Annotated in this window: 20 protein-coding genes; 13 read left to right on the forward strand and 7 right to left on the reverse strand. The window is 51.8% G+C overall.

What is annotated here, in order from left to right; all coding sequences use genetic code 11:
* Positions 1 to 26: 26 nt before the first annotated feature.
* The 4 genes from A0G03_RS21875 to coaD all read left to right on the forward strand — a co-directional run bounded on the left by A0G03_RS21875 (position 27) and on the right by coaD (position 3,703).
* Positions 27 to 188 (forward strand): hypothetical protein, encoded by a 162-nt coding sequence (locus A0G03_RS21875; RefSeq protein WP_157860044.1) that lies wholly within the window; start codon positions 27 to 29, stop codon positions 186 to 188.
* Positions 189 to 517: 329 nt separating this feature from the next.
* On the forward strand, positions 518 to 1,771 hold the full coding sequence (locus tag A0G03_RS12615; RefSeq protein ID WP_048258229.1) for a hypothetical protein: 1,254 nt from the start codon (positions 518 to 520) through the stop codon (positions 1,769 to 1,771).
* A gap of 128 nt (positions 1,772 to 1,899) precedes the next feature.
* Positions 1,900 to 3,177, forward strand: coding sequence for a lipid IV(A) 3-deoxy-D-manno-octulosonic acid transferase (waaA, locus tag A0G03_RS12620; protein ID WP_048258228.1), 1,278 nt, complete (start codon positions 1,900 to 1,902; stop codon positions 3,175 to 3,177).
* A 37-nt stretch (positions 3,178 to 3,214) separates the two neighbouring features.
* Positions 3,215 to 3,703 (forward strand): pantetheine-phosphate adenylyltransferase, encoded by a 489-nt coding sequence (gene coaD, locus A0G03_RS12625; RefSeq protein WP_048258227.1) that lies wholly within the window; start codon positions 3,215 to 3,217, stop codon positions 3,701 to 3,703.
* Positions 3,704 to 3,708: 5 nt separating this feature from the next.
* On the opposite strand, the gene A0G03_RS12630 is transcribed toward coaD, so the two are convergent.
* The 5 genes from A0G03_RS12630 to radC form a co-directional block, all read right to left on the reverse strand.
* Positions 3,709 to 4,698 (reverse strand): glycosyltransferase, encoded by a 990-nt coding sequence (locus tag A0G03_RS12630; protein WP_048258226.1) that lies wholly within the window; start codon positions 4,696 to 4,698, stop codon positions 3,709 to 3,711.
* Between the two features lie 51 nt (positions 4,699 to 4,749).
* Positions 4,750 to 5,559, reverse strand: coding sequence for a bifunctional DNA-formamidopyrimidine glycosylase/DNA-(apurinic or apyrimidinic site) lyase (gene mutM / locus A0G03_RS12635; protein ID WP_048258225.1), 810 nt, complete (start codon positions 5,557 to 5,559; stop codon positions 4,750 to 4,752).
* Between the two features lie 219 nt (positions 5,560 to 5,778).
* Entirely contained in the window at positions 5,779 to 5,946 is a 168-nt protein-coding gene (gene rpmG, locus A0G03_RS12640; protein ID WP_002208990.1) for a 50S ribosomal protein L33, read from the reverse strand.
* 11 nt (positions 5,947 to 5,957) lie between these two features.
* A complete protein-coding gene (rpmB, locus tag A0G03_RS12645; RefSeq protein WP_005967968.1) occupies positions 5,958 to 6,194 on the reverse strand; it encodes a 50S ribosomal protein L28 in 237 nt (78 codons plus the stop codon).
* Positions 6,195 to 6,431: 237 nt separating this feature from the next.
* Positions 6,432 to 7,097, reverse strand: coding sequence for a RadC family protein (radC, locus tag A0G03_RS12650; RefSeq protein ID WP_048258224.1), 666 nt, complete (start codon positions 7,095 to 7,097; stop codon positions 6,432 to 6,434).
* Between the two features lie 153 nt (positions 7,098 to 7,250).
* Here radC and coaBC point away from each other — a divergent pair, with 153 nt between their 5' ends.
* The 3 genes from coaBC (at position 7,251) to slmA (ending at position 9,686) form a co-directional block, all read left to right on the forward strand.
* Positions 7,251 to 8,528 (forward strand): bifunctional phosphopantothenoylcysteine decarboxylase/phosphopantothenate--cysteine ligase CoaBC, encoded by a 1,278-nt coding sequence (gene coaBC / locus A0G03_RS12655; protein WP_397241252.1) that lies wholly within the window; start codon positions 7,251 to 7,253, stop codon positions 8,526 to 8,528.
* Positions 8,506 to 8,964: a dUTP diphosphatase gene (gene dut / locus A0G03_RS12660; protein ID WP_010285710.1), complete on the forward strand. Its 459-nt coding sequence runs from the start codon at positions 8,506 to 8,508 to the stop codon at positions 8,962 to 8,964. The genes coaBC and dut overlap by 23 nt, the downstream gene beginning before the upstream one ends.
* Positions 8,965 to 9,089: 125 nt before the next feature.
* Positions 9,090 to 9,686: a nucleoid occlusion factor SlmA gene (slmA, locus tag A0G03_RS12665; protein ID WP_005967978.1), complete on the forward strand. Its 597-nt coding sequence runs from the start codon at positions 9,090 to 9,092 to the stop codon at positions 9,684 to 9,686.
* 402 nt (positions 9,687 to 10,088) lie between these two features.
* On the opposite strand, the gene pyrE is transcribed toward slmA, so the two are convergent.
* The gene (gene pyrE / locus A0G03_RS12670; protein WP_011091784.1) at positions 10,089 to 10,730 is read right to left on the reverse strand and encodes an orotate phosphoribosyltransferase; all 642 of its coding nucleotides are present in this window, start codon (positions 10,728 to 10,730) and stop codon (positions 10,089 to 10,091) included.
* Between the two features lie 346 nt (positions 10,731 to 11,076).
* A complete protein-coding gene (gene rph, locus A0G03_RS12675; protein WP_011091783.1) occupies positions 11,077 to 11,793 on the reverse strand; it encodes a ribonuclease PH in 717 nt (238 codons plus the stop codon).
* Positions 11,794 to 12,038: 245 nt separating this feature from the next.
* On the opposite strand from rph, the gene ycjG reads away from it, so the two are divergent.
* The 6 genes from ycjG (at position 12,039) to A0G03_RS12705 (ending at position 19,502) form a co-directional block, all read left to right on the forward strand.
* Positions 12,039 to 13,004 (forward strand): L-Ala-D/L-Glu epimerase, encoded by a 966-nt coding sequence (ycjG, locus tag A0G03_RS12680; RefSeq protein ID WP_173361615.1) that lies wholly within the window; start codon positions 12,039 to 12,041, stop codon positions 13,002 to 13,004.
* A 44-nt stretch (positions 13,005 to 13,048) separates the two neighbouring features.
* Positions 13,049 to 14,920, forward strand: coding sequence for an ABC transporter ATP-binding protein (locus A0G03_RS12685; RefSeq protein ID WP_048258297.1), 1,872 nt, complete (start codon positions 13,049 to 13,051; stop codon positions 14,918 to 14,920).
* A gap of 102 nt (positions 14,921 to 15,022) precedes the next feature.
* Positions 15,023 to 16,564, forward strand: coding sequence for a glutathione ABC transporter substrate-binding protein (locus A0G03_RS12690; RefSeq protein ID WP_048258223.1), 1,542 nt, complete (start codon positions 15,023 to 15,025; stop codon positions 16,562 to 16,564).
* A gap of 18 nt (positions 16,565 to 16,582) precedes the next feature.
* Entirely contained in the window at positions 16,583 to 17,503 is a 921-nt protein-coding gene (locus tag A0G03_RS12695) for an ABC transporter permease (protein ID WP_011091779.1), read from the forward strand.
* Positions 17,504 to 17,511: 8 nt separating this feature from the next.
* Complete coding sequence (locus A0G03_RS12700) at positions 17,512 to 18,411, forward strand: ABC transporter permease subunit (protein WP_048258222.1); 900 nt, start codon at positions 17,512 to 17,514, stop codon at positions 18,409 to 18,411.
* 8 nt (positions 18,412 to 18,419) lie between these two features.
* A complete protein-coding gene (locus A0G03_RS12705; RefSeq protein ID WP_048258221.1) occupies positions 18,420 to 19,502 on the forward strand; it encodes a DmpA family aminopeptidase in 1,083 nt (360 codons plus the stop codon).

Consider the following 19,502-nt stretch of genomic DNA (forward strand, 5'->3'; position numbering starts at 1 on the left):
ATTTCCTCAGAACGTAAATTTCTCGTGTGAATAAACTGCCCGTGCCAGTTGGGCTGGTAGCCTACCGCGATATTGAGCACCTGGCAACACTGGCAAATAAAGGGATTTATCTGGCGAGTAAATCGACCTTTTATCGAGTACTGTGTCACCATGGAGAAGTTCACCACAGCAGTCATCACATCAAGTAGAGTCGAGTAAAACCACCAACCACGCTCAGGGTGTGGGCGTGGGACATCACCTTGGTGCGGGGCTGTTGCAGCGGCATACAAAAGCGTTGTTGGTACACCGAGGTTTATCAAGTGGCGAGAGTAGCAACCCAAATATTGTTCACAGCAGACGCGAAACTGGCAATGGCAGAAAAGCGTGACGTTAAATCCAAAGCGGGAAAAGCAAGCCTCGCAGGTTAATTTAAGGCTACAACTGCATTGACACTTACTGACATAACCTTCTTGTCATGTAAAATAAAATGTCATCAATAATTAAAATAGCATATAACTAAAAAAGTGATAATGGAATAATGTATAAAAAATACCTAAAAAATAGAAAGGAAATGTCTCTTATTTATAATGGATATAATTTATCCAACATAATGTCTTTTGATATAGCATGCCTATCTTATGGACAGAAGAAATCATTCCGAAAACATTTAATCAACATCTTTTTTGCGCAAAAAATATCCATTCCATTATTTAATGATGATATTTTATTTAGCATGGGCCCATATGGAAAAAGAGTGGATTATAATGAAATTATACATCATGCAATGTCTGAGGTTGATATTAAAAACACATTCAAGATGGAGGAAAAACCAAAACTTGAATTTTTATTCTCTCTTAAAGGATTTAAATTTACGATATTAGAATTCTTTAAAAGGAAGATAGATCTACCAATTAAAAGCAAATTAATATTATTCCTAACCATGCTACACTATATAAATACCATAGAGTTGTTACAAAAAGAAACAATCTCATGGAAATACAAAAAATATTGTAGTTTTTGTAGCTCATTACCTTTGGAAGCTATTATTGATAATTATTTTAGATTACATAACGTCACAACATATACCCTGCAACATGCTATTTACTCATTTCCTAACATACCTCAAATAGACATTATCACTCTCGACAATATGCCTTCTGATTATATATTATGTTGGGGGGAATACACAAAGGATGAGTTTTTAAGGTACGGTAGCATCCCCCCAGCGAAGATAAAAATTAGTGGGTATCCGCATCCAATAAAAAAACTCTCACCATACGAAATAAAAGGTAGATGTAGAATTTTATTCTTATGTTCTAGAAAAACTTATAGCGATGAGAACATTAAAATAATTAGCATCATATCTTCTTGCCTTAACGAAATAGATATTGACGTCACAATAAAACCGCACCCTGGGTTAGATATAGAAGAATATAGAAAAATATCAGAGTCATTCGGATTAAAATTTTATGAGTCTAGCTCTGTGAGTGATGCTCTAAATTCGAAAGAATTTGATATTGTCATTACTTATAATTCGACTGCATATTATGATGCTTATATGAACAATGTAATTGCATTAAAATACAAAAATGATAGAAATGAAATAAATTTCGACATTATGGAAAATGACAGTTTCTCCTCCAAGGCTGAGTTATTAGCTAAATTAAAAATAATAATAGAAGAATCTAATAATGAAAACACATGGATTAATATAAAAAATAAATTACATTATGCCACTGGGTATGGAATAAATAATTATTCTGATTCCTTTACGCCTTCAGTACCATCATAAGAATCACATAAAAATAGAAATATATTAAATCTTTGAGTCTATGAAGAGATATCATTCTTATAACTCATAGCAATCGCCTCACGAACCCGATAAAATCCCCCCAGCGATAACCGATAACAGTAGATCTTATGTTACAAACTCTCTACACCATCATCCTGTACCTCATCCAGCCGTTGATTTGGCTTCGCCTGTGGCTTCGTGGCCGCAAGGCTCCTGCCTATCGTCGGCGCTGGGGTGAACGCTACGGTTTTTGTGCAGAGAAGGTTAAACCAGACGGCATCATGCTGCATTCGGTCTCAGTGGGTGAAACGCTGGCTGCCATCCCTCTGGTTAGAGCATTACGCCATCGTTATCCTAATCTGCCGATCACAGTAACAACTATGACACCGACCGGTTCCGAGCGCGTGCGTTCCGCTTTTGGCGATACGGTCTATCACGTTTATCTGCCTTATGATTTGCCCTGTGCCCTGAAGCGCTTCTTTGATCAGGTCCGTCCAAAAATCGTCATCATTATGGAAACCGAACTCTGGCCAAACCTGATCGCGGAGTTGCATAAACGAGAAATTCCACTGGTTATTGCAAATGCCCGACTGTCAGAGCGCTCTGCGGCGGGTTATAAAAAGATCGGCAAACTCATGCGCCATATTTTGCAGCGCATTACCCTCGTCGCCGCACAGAATCAGGAAGACGGTAATCGATTTATCGATCTTGGCCTGAAGCGCTCAAGCCTGAAAGTGACCGGCAGCCTCAAATTTGATATCTCCGTAACGCCAGAGTTGGCAGCACGAGCGATTACACTGCGTCGACAATGGGCGCCACATCGCCCAGTGTGGATCGCTACCAGCACGCACGAAGGTGAAGAAGCGATCGTTCTGGCGGCTCACCGACAGCTGCTTGCCACCTACCCCGACTTATTATTGATTCTTGTGCCTCGCCACCCGGAACGTTTCTCCACCACGCAGGCGTTAGCAGAAAACCTGGGGTTCACCTACACGCTACGCAGCAGCGGTGAACAGCCTTCTGCAAGCACTCAGGTGGTTATCGGGGATACCATGGGCGAACTGATGCTGTTGTACGGCATTGCCGATCTGGCGTTTGTGGGTGGAAGTTTGGTTGAACGAGGCGGACATAATCCGTTAGAAGCCGCAGCCCACGCGATTCCGGTATTGATGGGGCCACATACTTTCAATTTCAAAGACATCTGCAACAAGCTAGATCAGGCCGACGGGTTGATTACCGTGACCGATGCAGATTCACTTGGAAGAGAAGTGGGAAAACTGCTCGCTGACGAAGACTATCGCCTCTACTATGGTCGACACGCCGTAGAAGTATTACACCAAAATCAGGGTGCACTACAGATGCTGCTAACGCTACTGGAGCCTTATTTACCTCAGCGGACACAGTGAAACAAGTTACCGAGATTGTGAATAAAGGGCTGATGTGATGACAACCAAAGCGATTTACCCTGGAACGTTCGATCCATTAACCAATGGTCATTTGGATCTGCTGACGCGTGCATCACGACTGTTCGATCATGTGGTACTAGCCATCGCTGCCAGCCCCAGCAAGAATACGCTCTTCACATTGGATGAACGTGTCGCGCTGGCAAAGGGTGCCACGCAGCACTTATCGAACGTCGAGGTAATTGGTTTTAGCGATCTCATGGTGCACTTCGCGCAGCAGCAAAAAGCCAATATTCTTGTGCGTGGTCTGCGAGCCGTTGCCGATTTCGAATATGAACTCCAGCTCGCAAAAATGAATCACCACCTGATGCCTACACTAGAAAGTGTTTTCCTGATGCCATCGGAAGAGTGGTCGTTTATTTCATCTTCTCTGGTCAAGGAAGTCGCGCGTCACGGCGGTGATGTAACGCACTTCTTACCCGACGCCATCGTTAGCCCCTTACAAAGTAAATTATCAAAGAATCGGTAGGACCGTTATTTTTTCTTTGAATATTGGTAAACCGTAAAATAAAAACGCAAGGCATACCAAAAATCATTAAATGACGTCATTCCCTTGAATAAATTCCCACCAATACCCGTAGCGATAAATTTTTCAGCTAGCTGTTGCCGGATAACAGGCGATGATATTTTTTTACGCAAAAGCCCAAACAAATGACGACTCTCTCGATTGGCATGACGAATTAATGCTTTATTTAAAATAACGTTGTCTTTTTTCAGGCTAGCAAGATCAATCAGGCCATGCATGATGTCAATATAACTATTTGCTCTGCGTGATATTTTCTCAACCGACACGGATTTTGTGATCGAATTCGTATTGCCCATTCGATAGCCATAAGCTACTTTTTCACAGAAACCTACTCGTTTAACTACCAGCGCTAAATTTGCCGTCCATAGAATATCCTCATGCATCATATCTGAAATAAAGCTTAAATTGTTCAATGAGATGATATCGCGACGTATTAGCTGCAACCATGCAAAGTGGTACCATTCGTTATGTTTCACACTACGAATAATCCACTCATCTCCGCTGATTACCTCACCCCATGGTTGCTTCGTCTGAATTGGTTCTTTTACTTCTTGTTCTGGGTTTTCATTAAACTTGAAACCATTACCTATCAATAGATCGAGGCGTTGTTCCTTAGCTTTTTCAAGCCATGTTGATAGCGTATCTTTTTCCAACCAGTCATCGCCATCAACAAATGCAATCCACTCTCCATTGGCGTGTCGGATACCTGTATTTCTTGCCTCAGACAGCCCTTTATTTTCTTGACTGATAATAATCAGGTTCGTAACCGACTTGCCGATCTCATTCAGTTTTACAAGACTGTCATCTGTGGAACCATCATTCACCGCAATAATTTCGAAAGAGACATTGGCCTGAGCAAGTAACGACGAAAAAAGAGGCTCTATGTACTCTTCACAGTTACAGATAGGAACAATGACGCTGATATCCACACGACTCATAATATCCTCTGAAACACCCTATTTTTGAGATAAAAAACTGAGCAAATAGTATTAACGCTGACAGCGACGGCAAAAAAATGTACTGCGCTGCCCATGTTTCGCGGTTTCTATCGGCGTGCCACATGTCCGACAAGGTTCACCATTACGACCATAGACTCGCAGCTCCTGCGCGAAATAACCGGGTTTGCCATCTGATTGCAAAAAGTCACGCAGCGTCGTGCCACCCTGCTCAATCGAAAGCTGTAATACCTGTTTAATCACGCGAACCAATACGGCTGCATCGTTTTCATTTAACGATCCGGTAGCTCTGTCAGGGTGGATACCCGCAGCAAACAGCGATTCGCTCGCGTAAATATTACCTACGCCAACTACTACTTTGTTATCCATAATCCACTGCTTGATTGCTGTTTTTTTACCGCGTGACGCCTGATAAAGGTAATCTGCAGAGAATTCCGCCTCTAACGGTTCCGGCCCCAGATGCGCCAATACCGAGCTGGTTTCGAGGTTATCCGTCCACAGCCAGGCACCAAAACGCCGAGGGTCGGTGTAACGCAGCACCTTACCGCTGTCCATCACCAAATCGACGTGATCGTGCTTTTCCGGCTCGCTATATTCCGGCAGCACCCGCAAGCTACCAGACATGCCGAGATGCACGATAATCCAGCCATGTGTAAGTTCAATTAACAGATACTTCGCCCGCCGGCGCACGCTTAGCACTGGCTCATCGCTCAGTGAAAGAATCTCAGCCGATACTGGCCAGCGCAGGCGCGCGTTCCTCACTTCCGCGTAAAGGATGGTATGACCAACGAGATACGGTGAAATACCCCGACGACTGGTTTCAACCTCAGGTAATTCAGGCATGCGCGTCTCCTGATAAAGGTGGCTACATTAGCATAAACAAAAGGATACCATCAGTGACGACCCGCAAGACAGGGGATGCGAAGGGAAACAACGCTATCGCTGACATATTTTACCCACAGCGATTAAAACAAATCAGTTAAGACAAATCGACACGTGCCTGACGGACAAATGCCAAAAAAAAACCCAGCCAAGGCTGGGTTTTTCATAAAGGAGCAAAAATTACTTAATTTTAGCTTCTTTGTAGAGAACGTGCTGACGGACAACTGGATCGAATTTCTTCAGTTCCAATTTTTCCGGCTTAGTACGTTTGTTCTTCGTAGTGGTATAGAAGTGACCAGTACCAGCAGAAGAAACAAGCTTGATCTTCTCGCGAACACCCTTAGCCATGATTCAGTTCCTTAATACTTTTCACCACGGGCACGTAGATCGGCCAAAACCGTCTCAATACCCTTCTTGTCAATAACACGCATACCTTTAGCAGATACACGCAGTGTTACAAAGCGCTTCTCGCCTTCAACCCAAAAACGGTGTGAATGCAGGTTCGGCAGAAAACGGCGTTTGGTCGCATTCAGTGCGTGGGAACGGTTGTTCCCGGCCACCGGACGCTTGCCAGTAACTTGGCAGACTCGGGACATGTCTATTCTCCAAAAATCAAATCAGCTCGAGCTTCGTATAGGGTTTGGCCGCCTCGTCAGGCTTTAGAGCCCATCTCAGCAACTTCACTGAAAAGACTCTGTCATCAGGATAAACCTGCTGAGATAGGCTCTTAACGCCACACCCAAGATTCTCAAAGGTGGCGTAGTATACGCTCTGAAGCGTAAGTGCTCAAGTCCCGAACAGCTAAAGATCCCATTGGATCGCGGAAATATCTGTCAAATCCAACCGCGCTCGGCAAAAGAAACGTATTCACCATGCCCAATGACTAAATGATCGAGCACGCGGATCTCCATTAACAGGCACGCTTTGACAATCTGTTCGGTTATCGCACGGTCAGCCTGACTCGGCTCCGCTTTTCCCGACGGGTGATTATGCGCCAAAATCAGCGCAGCGGCATTCGCCTTTAGCGCTTCACGCACAATTTCACGTGGGTGCACTTCCACACTGCTAATCGTACCAACAAACATCTCCTGATGGCGAATAACGTGATGCTGATTGTCTAAAAACAGAACTAAGAAGACCTCGCGTTCACGTCGCGACAATAGCAACTGCAAATATTGCCCCGTCATTTCCGGGTTCAGCATGGCATCTTCTTTCGCCAGACGAGAGAAAAACAGCCGCCGCGACAGTTCTGCGATCGCCTTGATTTGCGTATATTTTGATATCCCTACCCCTCTGGCGTTATGGAACGCGGACTGCTCGGCCGTCATCAGTTGATATAACGACCCAAACTGTGCCAACAAATTCTCTGCCAACTGCATCACATGCACACCGGGTAACCCTGTGCGTAAAAAAATCGCCAACAGTTCGGCATCCGTCAGTGATTCCGCACCTAAACGCACCAGTTTTTCACGCGGTGCCAATCCCTTTTCCCAACCCATCAGTCTCTCCCTGTACCGCTCGACGGCATCATGTCACGCCCGCAAAAACAGGGCGATATCGGCGATAAAAGGCTGCGAAGCGCTTCGCAATCTTCTTAGAGAAACCACAGCAACGACCTTAAGATTCCTATCTGGCCTCAAGATTATGGTAAAATGGCGCCTCTTCTGACTTTCAATCGGACCATGATGATGACGGAATTTTCCAGCCTGAATGCACTCTCCGGCAAACGGATCGTGCTCGGTATCAGCGGCGGTATCGCGGCGTACAAGTGCCCGGAACTGGTGCGGCGCCTGCGCGATGGCGGAGCCGACGTACGAGTTGTCATGACATCTGCCGCTAAAGCTTTCATCACTCCACTGACGCTACAAGCCGTCTCTGGCTACCCCGTATCAGACGATCTGCTTGACCCCGCAGCAGAAGCCTCAATGGGTCACATTGAGCTGGGGAAATGGGCTGATTTAGTCATTCTTGCCCCGGCCACCGCCGACCTGATCGCTCGAGTCGCCGCTGGCATGGCGAACGACCTGCTGACCACTATTTGCCTGGCAACATCTGCCCCTATCGCCGTTGTCCCTGCGATGAATCAGCAGATGTATCGCGCAGAGCCTACGCAGGACAACTTGCGCACGCTGGCAGCACGAGGTTTACCGATCTGGGGGCCAGATAGCGGCAGTCAGGCGTGTGGCGATGTTGGGCCGGGCCGCATGATCGACCCGATGAACATTGTTGGGCTGGCGCAGCGTCATTTTTCTGCCATCAACGATCTGCAACATCTGAACATTCTGGTCACCGCCGGGCCTACGAGAGAAGCGCTGGATCCGGTTCGCTTCATCACTAACCACAGCTCTGGGAAAATGGGCTTTGCTATCGCGCAGGCCGCTGCCGCTCGTGGCGCTAACGTCACACTGGTAAGCGGCCCCGTCTCGCTTGCTACACCGCAGGGCGTCACGCGTATTGATGTCGGCAGCGCGCTGGAGATGGAACACGCGGTGATGGAACACGCGGCGCAGCAGCAGATTGTTATCGGCTGTGCTGCGGTGGCAGACTATCGCGCCAAACACATCGCTGACGAAAAGATTAAAAAACAGAATCAGCAGGGTGATGAAATGACTCTCACTCTGGTCAAAAATCCAGATATTATCGCTGGTGTCGCAGCAATGACGAAAAATCGTCCTTATGTTGTCGGGTTTGCTGCCGAAACCCAGAATGTGGAAGAATACGCTCGGCAAAAACTGGCACGTAAAAAGCTGGACCTGATTTGCGCAAACAACGTCTCTCTTTCCGGGCATGGTTTTAACAGTGAAACCAATGCGTTACACCTTTTTTGGCAAGGTGGAAACACGCCGTTGCCGCAGTGCGACAAGCGTCTTCTTGGCCAAAAATTAATCGACGAGATTATCAGCCGTTATGATGAAAAAAATCGACGTTAAGATTGTTGACCCACGCGTTGGGCAGCAATTTCCGTTACCAACCTACGCTACACCGGGCTCTGCTGGGCTCGATCTGCGTGCTTGTCTGGATCAGGCAATTGAACTCAAAGCAGGGGAAACGACCCTGATTCCAACCGGGCTGGCGATTCACATTGCCGACACCGGACTGGCGGCGGTTATCCTTCCTCGTTCTGGATTGGGTCACAAGCACGGTGTCGTGCTGGGGAATCTGGTTGGGCTGATTGATTCGGACTACCAGGGACAACTGATGGTTTCCGTTTGGAACCGTGGACAACAAACGTTTACGGTTGAACCGGGTGAACGCATCGCGCAGATGGTTTTTGTGCCCGTCGTTCAGGCTGAATTCAATCTGGTCGAAGATTTCGTCGGCAGCGAACGTGGAGAAGGCGGCTTCGGCCACTCCGGCCGTAGCTAACGCGCTCCAGCCACCCCATAGTGTAAAGAATTCATATAAGCCGCAGCGCCTATCCAAAAGGGAATGGCGACTGTGGCACTACTGGGTGCTTGTCAGTCCAATATTTAGCAAGGGTCTTTTCAGACATGGCAGAAAAAGAAAATACGAAAAGGAATCGCCGCGAGGAAATTTTGCAGGCGCTGGCGCAGATGCTGGAATCCAGCGACGGTAGCCAACGCATCACTACGGCAAAACTGGCTGCGAACGTCGGCGTGTCCGAAGCGGCGCTCTATCGGCATTTCCCCAGTAAAACGCGGATGTTTGATAGCCTGATTGAATTTATTGAGGATAGCCTAACCACCCGCATTAACCTGATTCTGCAAGATGAAAAAGAAACGTTTAATCGTCTTCGTCTGATTTTGCTGCTTATTTTAGGATTTGCGGAACGGAATCCAGGTTTGACTCGTATCATGACAGGGCATGCGCTGATGTTTGAACAGGATCGCTTGCAGGGGCGTATTAACCAGCTGTTTGAGCGTATTGAATCACAGCTGCGTCAGGTATTGCGCGAGCATAAGCTACGCGACGGGAAAGGTTTCCAGCATGATGAAACGCTGCTGGCCAGCCAGCTGTTAGCGTTTTGCGAAGGGATGCTGTCACGCTTTATTCGCTCTGAATTCCGCTATCGTCCGACGCAAGAATTTGACACCCGCTGGCCGCTTTTGGCCGCACAACTTAACTAAACGCCCCTATTAGTTTATACCCTAAATAATTCGAGTTGCAGGACAAAACGTGTTCGTTTTGAATAGCGCGAAGCGTTAACCCTTTAGGGCGATGCTCAGTCATGAGCATCGTAACGCGGCAAGAGAGGGACAAATTCGTCGGGAACGAATTTGCCTAGCCAACGGCTGGCCTTCGGTGAGAGACAGGATGTCTCTCATTTCATCCCGATGAGCTTACTCAGGTAAGTGATTCGGGTGAGTGACAAATCTGCCAAAGGCAGATTTGAACGCTGCTTGCAGCGGCCCCAGCGGGGCGAGGCACACGCAAGTGTGCCGAGTATCGCAGCCAACACACATGCAGCTTGAAGTATGACGGGGATAAGATTCCGCCAGATATTTCTGGCGGAATCCTGATTCACAACATTAAATCCCGTACTGCTCACGATAGGCTTTCACCGCATCCAGATGCGCCGCCATCTCTGGTTTTTCTGCCAGATAAGCGATCAAATCCTTCAGCGTAATAATCGAAATCACCTTGCACTGATAGTCGCGTTCAACTTCCTGAATCGCAGACAGATCGGCACGACCGCGCTCCTGACGATCCAATGCAATCATTACACCGGCCAACGTCGCACCGTGCGCACCGATGATCTCCATCGACTCACGAATCGCCGTCCCTGCTGTAATCACGTCATCCACCAGCATCACGCGGCCCTGCAACGGGCTGCCGACCAAACTGCCGCCTTCGCCGTGGTCTTTGGCTTCTTTGCGGTTAAAGCAGTAAGGCAGGTCGCGATCGTGGTGTTCTGCCAGCGCTACCGCTGCGGTAGTGGCAATCGGAATCCCTTTGTAAGCAGGTCCGAACAGCAGATCGAATTCCACACCGGAATCAACCAACGCTGCCGCATAAAAGCGCCCCAGCAAGGCCAGGTCGCGCCCGGTATTAAACAGCCCGGCGTTAAAGAAATAGGGACTAATACGCCCGGATTTCAGGGTAAATTCGCCGAACTTCAATACCTGCTTGCTGAGTGCAAACTCAATAAACTGGCGCTGGTAGGCTTTCATTACGGCATCTCCTCGTTTTACGGGTTAATCACGTTGTTGACCATTATATATACCCTAAATAATTCGAGTTGCAGGACAAAAACGGCAAGGCGTTTTTGAACAGCGCTTGCGCTGACCCCGAAGGGGTGAGGCCATAAGGCCGCATAACGCGGCGACGCAGGGAGTCCCCAGGAGCTTACACCAGTAAGTGACTGGGGTGAGCGAGGACAAACCGGCTTAGCCGATTTGAACGCCGCTTGCGGCGGCCTGCTAGGGCGAGGCTCAAGATGGGCCGAGTATCGCCAACGCACATGCAACTTGAAGTATTACGGGTATAAAAAAGCGACCATTTGGTCGCTTATCAGAATCAATCGGCTAAGGCAGCTTTCTGCGCCTGAACGATGGTATCGATTCCCCCTCGGGCTAGCGCCAGCAGGGTGAGTAATTCTTCGTGGCTGAACGGCTCACCTTCGGCGGTCCCCTGCACTTCAACCATGCGGCCATCTTCAGTCATGACCACATTCATGTCGGTTTCAGCAGCGGAATCTTCTACGTATTCCAAATCGCATAGCGCTTCGCCCTTAACGATGCCGACAGAAACCGCCGCGACCATGCCTTTCATCGGGTTCTTTTTCAGCTTACCGTTGGCAACCATCTGATTCAGCGCATCCGCCAGCGCCACGCAGGCACCGGTGATAGACGCCGTACGCGTACCGCCGTCTGCCTGCAAGACATCGCAGTCAAGCGTAATGGTGTATTCGCCAAGGACTTTCAGATCAATTGCTGCACGCAGGGAGCGAGCAATCAGGCGCTGAATCTCCAGCGTCCGCCCGCCCTGCTTGCCTTTGGCGGCTTCACGCGCGTTACGGCTGTGCGTCGCACGTGGCAGCATACCGTATTCGGCAGTGACCCATCCTTGCCCCTGGCCTTTCAGAAAGCGCGGAACACCCTCTTCTACCGTGGCATTGCATAACACTTTGGTGTCGCCAAACTCGACCAAAACGGAACCTTCGGCGTGTTTCGTGTAATGACGGGTGAATGTAAGGGGGCGTACTTGCTGTGCACTTCGGCCTGTTGGGCGCATGGCTCATCTCCGGTGGGTCAATGAAAACTGGCGCGCATTATACGGTTTTCACGGCGCGCTGCCTAATCTTACCCTGCGCCAGTACCGATAAATTTGCAACGCTAGCGGTTAATTCTTCACCAGCCATACCTTATCCTTATGCTATAACCTCAGGTTATACCCTACTCATAAACAAGTATTCGTCAGTGATGATGCATCATGAAATAGTCCGTTCATCCCTTGAGCGTGAATGAGAAAAAATCATGATGCGGCATATGCAAATTGAAACCGTCAATCTGCCACTAGCCCGTCCTATGGCGGCTGAGAACGGTACGCGTCACGCAGTTACCGTTATTCGCGTCGCGTTGGAAGAAAAAGGATTTATTGGACAAGGCGAGTGTACGCCAGCCGCACATTATGGCGAGTCCGCCGACAGCGTATGCCGCCAGCTCTCGGCGATCCGTGAGGCGATAGAAAACGGCCTCACCATCGAACAACTCCAACAGAATTTATCGCCGGGTGCAGCCAGAAATGCGCTGGACTGCGCACTGTGGCGGCTCAACACCGCCTTGGAAAAACAGACGCTGTGGCAGCGCGTTGGCATTCATCCCCCCACGTCTGTGGTCTGTGCGCAAACGTTGGCGCTCGACAGCGTGGAGAAAATGGCCACCGCCGCATCCAATGCCGTTTCCCACGGCGCACTGCTGCTGAAAATCAAACTGGATCGCGAACTGATTCTGGAAAAAGTCGCCGCTATTCGTGCCGCCGCGCCCAATGCCAGATTGATTATCGATGCAAGAGCAAGCTGGAGCGGGCTGGATTTGCATAGCCTGTCCACCGCACTGCTGCCTTATCAGGTCGCGATGATTGAGCAACCGCTTCCTGTCGGTAAGGACGAGGATTTACAGCGTTTCGCCCATCCCATTCCTATCTGTGCGGATGAAAGCTGCCGCCACAGCGGTGATATCGTCGGGCTGCGCCGTCGTTACGACATGATCAACATCAAGCTAGACAAGTGCGGCGGGTTGACCGAAGCACTGGCAATGGTGCGTGAGGCCCACTTTCACGGCCTGCGCATTATGGTTGGCTGCACGCTGGGCTCATCGATGGCAATGGAAGCCGCGCTGCCGGTTGCAGCGGATGCCGAGCATGTCGATCTCGACGGCCCAATCTGGCTAGCCGCCGATAGCTCGCCTTATCTGACCTATAACCTCGGCCGAATCTGGCTATGACGTTATTAACCGAAGCAACCATCAAACCATCAACCGGAGTGACCATGACGGATATCATGCACGCGGGTGCCGCCACAGCACCCGGTAACGCCCCCCGACCTGTACTGGAAATCGACGACCTGAGCGTCAGCTTTAGCGGCCGTTCCGGCACGCATCAGGCGCTAAAAGGCATTTCCTTTACCGTTAATAAAGGGGAAGTGGTCGCCGTGGTCGGCGAAAGTGGTTCAGGCAAGTCAGTAACGTCACTCGCCGTGATGGGGCTGCTGGCAGACTCTGCCAACATCGAACGCGGCGCACTCCGTTTCACCGCACGCGACGGCAAGCAGCATGACCTGTTGAGTATGAAAGCAGAAGCACGTCGTAAGCTGCGCGGACGCGATCTCGCCATGATTTTCCAGGAGCCGATGACGTCACTCAATCCGGTGCTGAAAGTCGGTGATCAGCTCACGGAAGCCCTGCTTGACCACAAAATCTGTGATGCCGCCAGCGCAGACAAAAAAGCGCGTGAGCTGCTACATAAAGTGCGTATCGCTGACGTCGATCGCGTGATGAAAAGCTACCCGCACTCACTATCCGGCGGGATGCGCCAGCGTGTAATGATTGCTCAGGCGCTGGCCTGCGATCCGCAGCTATTAATTGCCGATGAACCCACCACCGCGCTGGATGTCACCGTGCAGGCTCGCATTCTGCAAATACTGCGTGACCTGCAACAGCAGAGCGACATGTCAGTACTGTTTATCACCCACGATATGGGCGTGGTCGCGGAAATCGCCGACCGCGTGGTCGTGATGTATCGCGGCGAGATCGTAGAGCAAGGCACTGTTGAGCAGATTTTCGCTGCACCGCAACATCCTTATACCCAGTCGCTGCTGGCCGCCGTACCGAAACTGGGCGACATGCGCGATAGCCTGTGGCCGAAGCGCTTCCCGCTGTTGGGACAGGCTGCCGACCCGCAAGAAAGTGAGCAGGTCACCGCGCGTTATGATGCCGAGCCACTGTTAGATATTCGTGGGCTGAGCGTGTATTACCCCATGCGTAGCGGGATTTTCTCCACCATCACCCATCACGTTCATGCGGTAGAACAGATCGATTTCAATGTCTGGCCGGGCGAAACGCTGGCTATCGTTGGCGAAAGCGGCTGCGGCAAATCCACCACCGGACGCGCCCTGCTGCGTCTGGTACAGAGCGAAGCCGAGAGCATTCATTTTCAGGGCAACGAAATTTCTCAGATGAAAGAGCGTGATTTTCAGCCGCTACGTCGGGAAATGCAGATGGTGTTTCAAGACCCCTACGCCTCGCTCAATCCACGTCTGACGGTTGGCTTCACCATCGCCGAACCGCTGCTGCTGCACGGGCTGGTGAAATCGCTGGAAGAGGCGACGCCGCAAGTGCAGGCGCTGCTCAAAAGCGTTGGGCTGCTGCCTGAACACGCGCGCCGTTATCCACACGAATTTTCCGGCGGGCAACGTCAGCGTATCGCGATTGCCCGAGCAATGGCGTTGCAGCCGCAGGTCATTATTGCTGACGAAGCCGTTTCGGCGCTCGATGTGTCGATTCAGGCGCAGGTCGTGAACCTGATGATGGATCTCCAGAAGAAAACCGGCGTGTCGTGGATTTTCATCTCGCACGATATGGCCGTGGTCGAACGCATCGCGAACCGCGTCGCGGTGATGTACCTCGGCCAGATTGTGGAGATTGGCCCGCGTCAGTCGGTGTTTAACGACCCACAGCATCCATACACCCGCCGCCTGTTGGCCTCGGTTCCGATTGCCGATCCAACCCGTCGCGGCGCACGCCAGTTTGACGACAGCGAAATCCCCTCCCCCTTGCGTAAAGCAGGTGAGGTGGTCGCCAAAACGCGCTACCGAGAGGTTGCGCCGCAGCACTGGGTTGCCGACAACGAATCGGCTGCCTGAAGCACGATGTAGTTACAAAAATATAGTTCCAAAAGAATAGCGACAAAACACGACATATTTATAAACACAACACACGTTCATTGCTGACCAGGAGAGATAACCATGAAGCCATTCGTTCGCCGCTCTGCCGTTGCCCTCGGGCTCTCACTGTGTCTGGCTGCTGTTGCCCAGGCGCAAGACCTTCGTATTTCCATCTATGCCGATATCACCGGGCTCGACCCGCACGATACGTCGGACACACTGAGCTACTCCATTCAGAGCGGCATCTTCGAGCGTCTGTTCCAGTTCGATAACAAAATGAAGCTGGTGCCGCGTCTGGCGACGGGTTACACCAGCAACGACACCGCCACCGAGTTTGTCGTTACGCTACGTGAAGGCATCACCTTCCAGGACGGCACACCATTTAACGCCGATGCCGTTAAAGCCAACCTCGACCGTCTGGCGGATCAGAGCAAAGGCTTAAAGCGCAACAGCCTGTTTAACATGGTGCAAACCGTCACCGTGCTGTCGCCAACGCAGGTTAAAATCGAGCTGAACAAATCCTTCGGTGCCTTTGTGAACACGCTGGCGCACCCGTCGGCCGTGATGCACAGCCCGGAAGCGCTGAAGAAATATCCAGATGAAGCACAGCTGCGCGTGCATCCCGTCGGTACTGGCCCGTTCAAATTCACCGAATGGCAGCAGGGTAAAGACGTAAAACTGGTGAAATTCGACAACTACTGGCAGAAAGGCTGGCCGAAAGTCGATAGCGTGACCTTCTACCCGACGCCGGAAGATTCCACTCGCGTGGCGTCACTGAAATCAGGCCAGGTCGATGCCGTGTATCCGTTGCCTTCTGACCTGATTGGCACCGTACAAAACGACAGCAAGTTAGCGATTCAGCGCGACCCAAGTATTTATCAGTTCTGGCTGGCAATGAACAACCTACGCCCACCACTGAACGATATCCGCGTGCGTCAGGCACTTAACTACGCCATCAACCGCGATATCTGGCTGAAAGTCGGCTTTGCAGGTATGGGCGTTCCTGCCTCCTCAGCGATGGCACCGGACGTGCAGTTCTTTGCCCGTCAGAGCTCACCGAACTACACCTATAACCCAGAGAAAGCCAAGGCGCTGCTGAAAGAAGCGGGCTACGCCAACGGCCTGAGCCTGAAACTGTGGACGACGAATCGCACCGACTACATCCGTAGCGCGCAGTTCTTCAAACAACAGTTAGAACAGGTCGGCATCAAGGTTACCGTCACCCCGATGGATTCCGGGATGCGCAACGCCAAACTGTTTGGCGTGAAAGATCCAAAAGAAGCCGAATTTGACCTGTTCTATAACGGCTGGTCGCCATCTACGGGCGATGCTGACTGGGCGCTGCGTCCACTGTTCGCTACAGAATCCTGGGTTCCGGTTGCTTACAACGTTTCCTACTACAGCAATCCGGTAACGGATAAAGCGATTACCGCTGGGTTGGCGACTGCCGATACAGACAAACGTGCCGCCGCTTACGCTGATGCACAACGCCAGATTTGGCAGGATGCGCCTGTAGTCTTCCTGGGTTCGCCGGACAACGTGGTCGGCAAAACCAAGAATCTCGATGGCGTGTACATGCTGGCAGATGGTTCACTGATCTTCGATCAGGCTGAATTTAAGTAATCGGTCAGGGAGAACGCCATGTTTGCTTATATCGTCCGACGTTTGCTGGAAATGATCCCGGTTCTGCTGGTGGTCTCCCTGTTAGTGTTCGGTTTTATCAAACTGCTGCCGGGTGATCCGGCACGTATTTACGCTGGCGCTGACGCGACTATTGAAGCGGTGGAAACCGCCCGTCAGCAATTAGGGTTGAACGATCCGCTGCCGCAGCAGTATGTCCACTGGCTCGGCGGACTGTTCAGCGGCGATCTGGGTGTAACGTACCGCACCCAGCAGCCGGTCATCGACGTCATCAGCAAGAGTTTCATGCCCACCATGTGGCTGGCGCTGGCGGGTTTTGTCTGGTCAGTTCTGCTTGGTCTGCTGATCGGCGTGGTTTCCGCGCTCAAACGGGGAAAATGGCAGGACTGGACGCTAATGAGCTTTGCGGTCGGCGGGATTTCCATGCCACCGTTCTGGCTCGGCCTGTTGCTGATTCAGTTTGTCGCCATGCCGTTCGGCGTCTTTTCCGTCAGCGGCTTTAATCAGCCCAGCGACATTATTCTGCCTGCGCTGACGCTCGGGGCATCGGTAGCCGCCGTCATGGCACGCTTTACCCGCTCCGCGTTTCTGGAAGTCGCACAAGAAGATTACGTGCGCACCGCCCGCTCTAAGGGGCTGCGTAATCGGCTAGTCACCTGGAAACACGTGATGCGGAACGCGCTGATCCCGGTTATCACCATGCTCGGGCTGCAATTCGGCTTCCTGCTCGGTGGCTCCATTGTGGTCGAAAGCGTGTTTAGCTGGCCGGGACTAGGTTGGCTGCTGATTGAATCGATCAAGACACAGGATCAGCCGGTCATTCAAGCGCTGGTGATGCTGTTCGTGTTTGAATTTATTGTCATTAACCTGTTGGTGGACCTGCTGTACGCGGTGGTCAATCCGGCGATTCGCCTACGTTAGGAGACACGATGAACCTCCCTTCCGATCCCGTCGTGGCCGTTGCCACGCTTGATGAAGAAACGATACGGTCGCCGTGGCGCGATTTCGTTCAGGTCTTTATCCGTAACCCGATGGCGCTGGTTTCCAGCGGCTTCGTCCTGCTGCTGGTACTGGTCGCGGTTTTCGCCCCGTGGCTAGCCCCGTGGAATCCGATGGAGCCTGACTGGATGGCGCTGGCTTCGCCGCCTTCGGCAGCACACTGGATGGGCACCGACGATCTCGGGCGTGATGTGATGAGCCGTATCATCTACGGCGCTCGCATCTCGTTATATATCGGTGTTTTCTCCGTCACGCTGGGAATGCTGGTCGGCATCGTACTCGGCCTGCTGGCGGGTTACTACGGCCGCTGGGTGGATACGCTGATCATGCGCGGTTCCGACGTGCTGTTCGCCTTCCCCGGTATGTTGCTGGCGATTGCGGTCGTCGCGATCCTCGGCCCTGGCCTGAATAACGTGATTATCGCCGTGGCGGTTTTCAGCGTGCCGGTCTTCGCCCGCATCGTGCGTGCCTCCACGCTGTCGCTGAAACAGGCGGCCTATGTAGAAGCGGTACGCTGCGCCGGTGCGCCGGATCGTATCGTGCTGATGCGCCACATTCTGCCCGGCACGCTGCCTAACGTAATCGTCTATTTCACCATGCGTATCGGCACCAGTATCCTGACCGCCGCGGGACTGAGCTTTATCGGCCTTGGCCCAGAGCCGGACGTACCGGAATGGGGCAACATTCTGGCGATGAGCCGTAGCCTGATGATGGCAGGTGCATGGCACGTTAGCGTGTTCCCCGGTCTGGCGATTTTCTTCACCGTGCTGGCGTTTAACCTGCTCGGGGATGCACTGCGTGATACGCTCGATCCCAAACTGAAAAGCTGAGGAAGGCGATGCACGATTATCAACAGCAGCAGCAGACGCTGTTGCTAAAACGCTGGAAAACGACGCGGCAACTGGGTACGCCGCGCTCGGCCAGCGGGCCGCATAACAGCATTAGCGATGTGGCAGGCGTACGCATCGGCCACTGCACGCTGGCGGCGGGAGAAGTGCAAACCGGCGTAACCGCGATTGTGCCGCCCGGTGAAAACCTGTTCACTCAGCCCCGGCCCTGCGGCGCAGCGGTGCTGAACGGCTTCGCCAAACCCGTTGGACTGGTGCAGATTGAGGAGTTGGGGCTGCTGCAAACGCCCATTCTGCTCAGCAACACTCTGGCAACTGGCACGTTGTTTACCACGCTGGTGCGCGACGCGATTTCCCGCAATCCTGAACTCGGCCGCACATTACCCACGGTTAACCCGCTGGCGTTGGAGTGCAACGACGGCTGGCTGAACGACATTCAGGCGCTGGCGGTGACGGAACACATGGCGCGGCACGCGCTGGAGAGTGCAACGGACAGCTTCGCACGCGGCAGCGTCGGTGCTGGACGTGGCATGAGCTGCTTTAGTCTGAAAGGCGGCATCGGCACGGCATCACGCCTGATTCCCGAATTAAACGCCACGCTCGGCGTGTTGGTGCTGGCAAATTTCGGCACGCTTTCCGCGCTGACGCTGGACGGCGTACAGATGGGAGACGCCATCGCGCCCCTTTTGCCGGGGCTCGCACCGCAGCAGGACGCCGGATCGATCATCATTATCATGGCGACGGATGCACCGCTCGATGCTCGCCAGCTAAAACGCATCGCCAAGCGTGCGGGTGCAGGTCTGGGACGGCTCGGCAGCTACTGGGGACACGGTTCCGGCGACATCGCCGTGGCGTTCTCCACCTGTCCACAACCGCAACCGCCGGAGGATGCACAGCTTGAACCGCTGTTAAGCGCCGCCGCCGATGCGACCGAACACGCCGTGCTCGACGCCATGCTTCAGGCTGACGCCGTTACCGGCTTTCGCGGCCATCATCGCCCGACGCTGCCACAGGCGTTGGATAAGCTGGCCGCGGCTCTCTCTTCCGTAGGACATTCTCCCGTAGGAAACTGA

The sequence above is a fragment of the Pectobacterium peruviense genome (assembly GCF_002847345.1).
Taxonomy (GTDB): Bacteria; Pseudomonadota; Gammaproteobacteria; order Enterobacterales; family Enterobacteriaceae; genus Pectobacterium; species Pectobacterium peruviense.

Coding starts and splice junctions, on each gene's coding strand:
- A0G03_RS12615 (WP_048258229.1), top strand. CDS start 518: ATGTATAAAAAATACCTAAAAAATAGAAAGGAAATGTCTCTTATTTAT.
- waaA (WP_048258228.1), top strand. CDS start 1,900: ATGTTACAAACTCTCTACACCATCATCCTGTACCTCATCCAGCCGTTG.
- coaD (WP_048258227.1), top strand. CDS start 3,215: ATGACAACCAAAGCGATTTACCCTGGAACGTTCGATCCATTAACCAAT.
- A0G03_RS12630 (WP_048258226.1), bottom strand. CDS start 4,698: ATGAGTCGTGTGGATATCAGCGTCATTGTTCCTATCTGTAACTGTGAA.
- mutM (WP_048258225.1), bottom strand. CDS start 5,559: ATGCCTGAATTACCTGAGGTTGAAACCAGTCGTCGGGGTATTTCACCG.
- rpmG (WP_002208990.1), bottom strand. CDS start 5,946: ATGGCTAAGGGTGTTCGCGAGAAGATCAAGCTTGTTTCTTCTGCTGGT.
- rpmB (WP_005967968.1), bottom strand. CDS start 6,194: ATGTCCCGAGTCTGCCAAGTTACTGGCAAGCGTCCGGTGGCCGGGAAC.
- radC (WP_048258224.1), bottom strand. CDS start 7,097: ATGGGTTGGGAAAAGGGATTGGCACCGCGTGAAAAACTGGTGCGTTTA.
- coaBC (WP_397241252.1), top strand. CDS start 7,251: ATGGCGCCTCTTCTGACTTTCAATCGGACCATGATGATGACGGAATTT.
- dut (WP_010285710.1), top strand. CDS start 8,506: ATGATGAAAAAAATCGACGTTAAGATTGTTGACCCACGCGTTGGGCAG.
- slmA (WP_005967978.1), top strand. CDS start 9,090: ATGGCAGAAAAAGAAAATACGAAAAGGAATCGCCGCGAGGAAATTTTG.
- pyrE (WP_011091784.1), bottom strand. CDS start 10,730: ATGAAAGCCTACCAGCGCCAGTTTATTGAGTTTGCACTCAGCAAGCAG.
- rph (WP_011091783.1), bottom strand. CDS start 11,793: ATGCGCCCAACAGGCCGAAGTGCACAGCAAGTACGCCCCCTTACATTC.
- ycjG (WP_173361615.1), top strand. CDS start 12,039: ATGCGGCATATGCAAATTGAAACCGTCAATCTGCCACTAGCCCGTCCT.
- A0G03_RS12685 (WP_048258297.1), top strand. CDS start 13,049: ATGACGGATATCATGCACGCGGGTGCCGCCACAGCACCCGGTAACGCC.
- A0G03_RS12690 (WP_048258223.1), top strand. CDS start 15,023: ATGAAGCCATTCGTTCGCCGCTCTGCCGTTGCCCTCGGGCTCTCACTG.
- A0G03_RS12695 (WP_011091779.1), top strand. CDS start 16,583: ATGTTTGCTTATATCGTCCGACGTTTGCTGGAAATGATCCCGGTTCTG.
- A0G03_RS12700 (WP_048258222.1), top strand. CDS start 17,512: ATGAACCTCCCTTCCGATCCCGTCGTGGCCGTTGCCACGCTTGATGAA.
- A0G03_RS12705 (WP_048258221.1), top strand. CDS start 18,420: ATGCACGATTATCAACAGCAGCAGCAGACGCTGTTGCTAAAACGCTGG.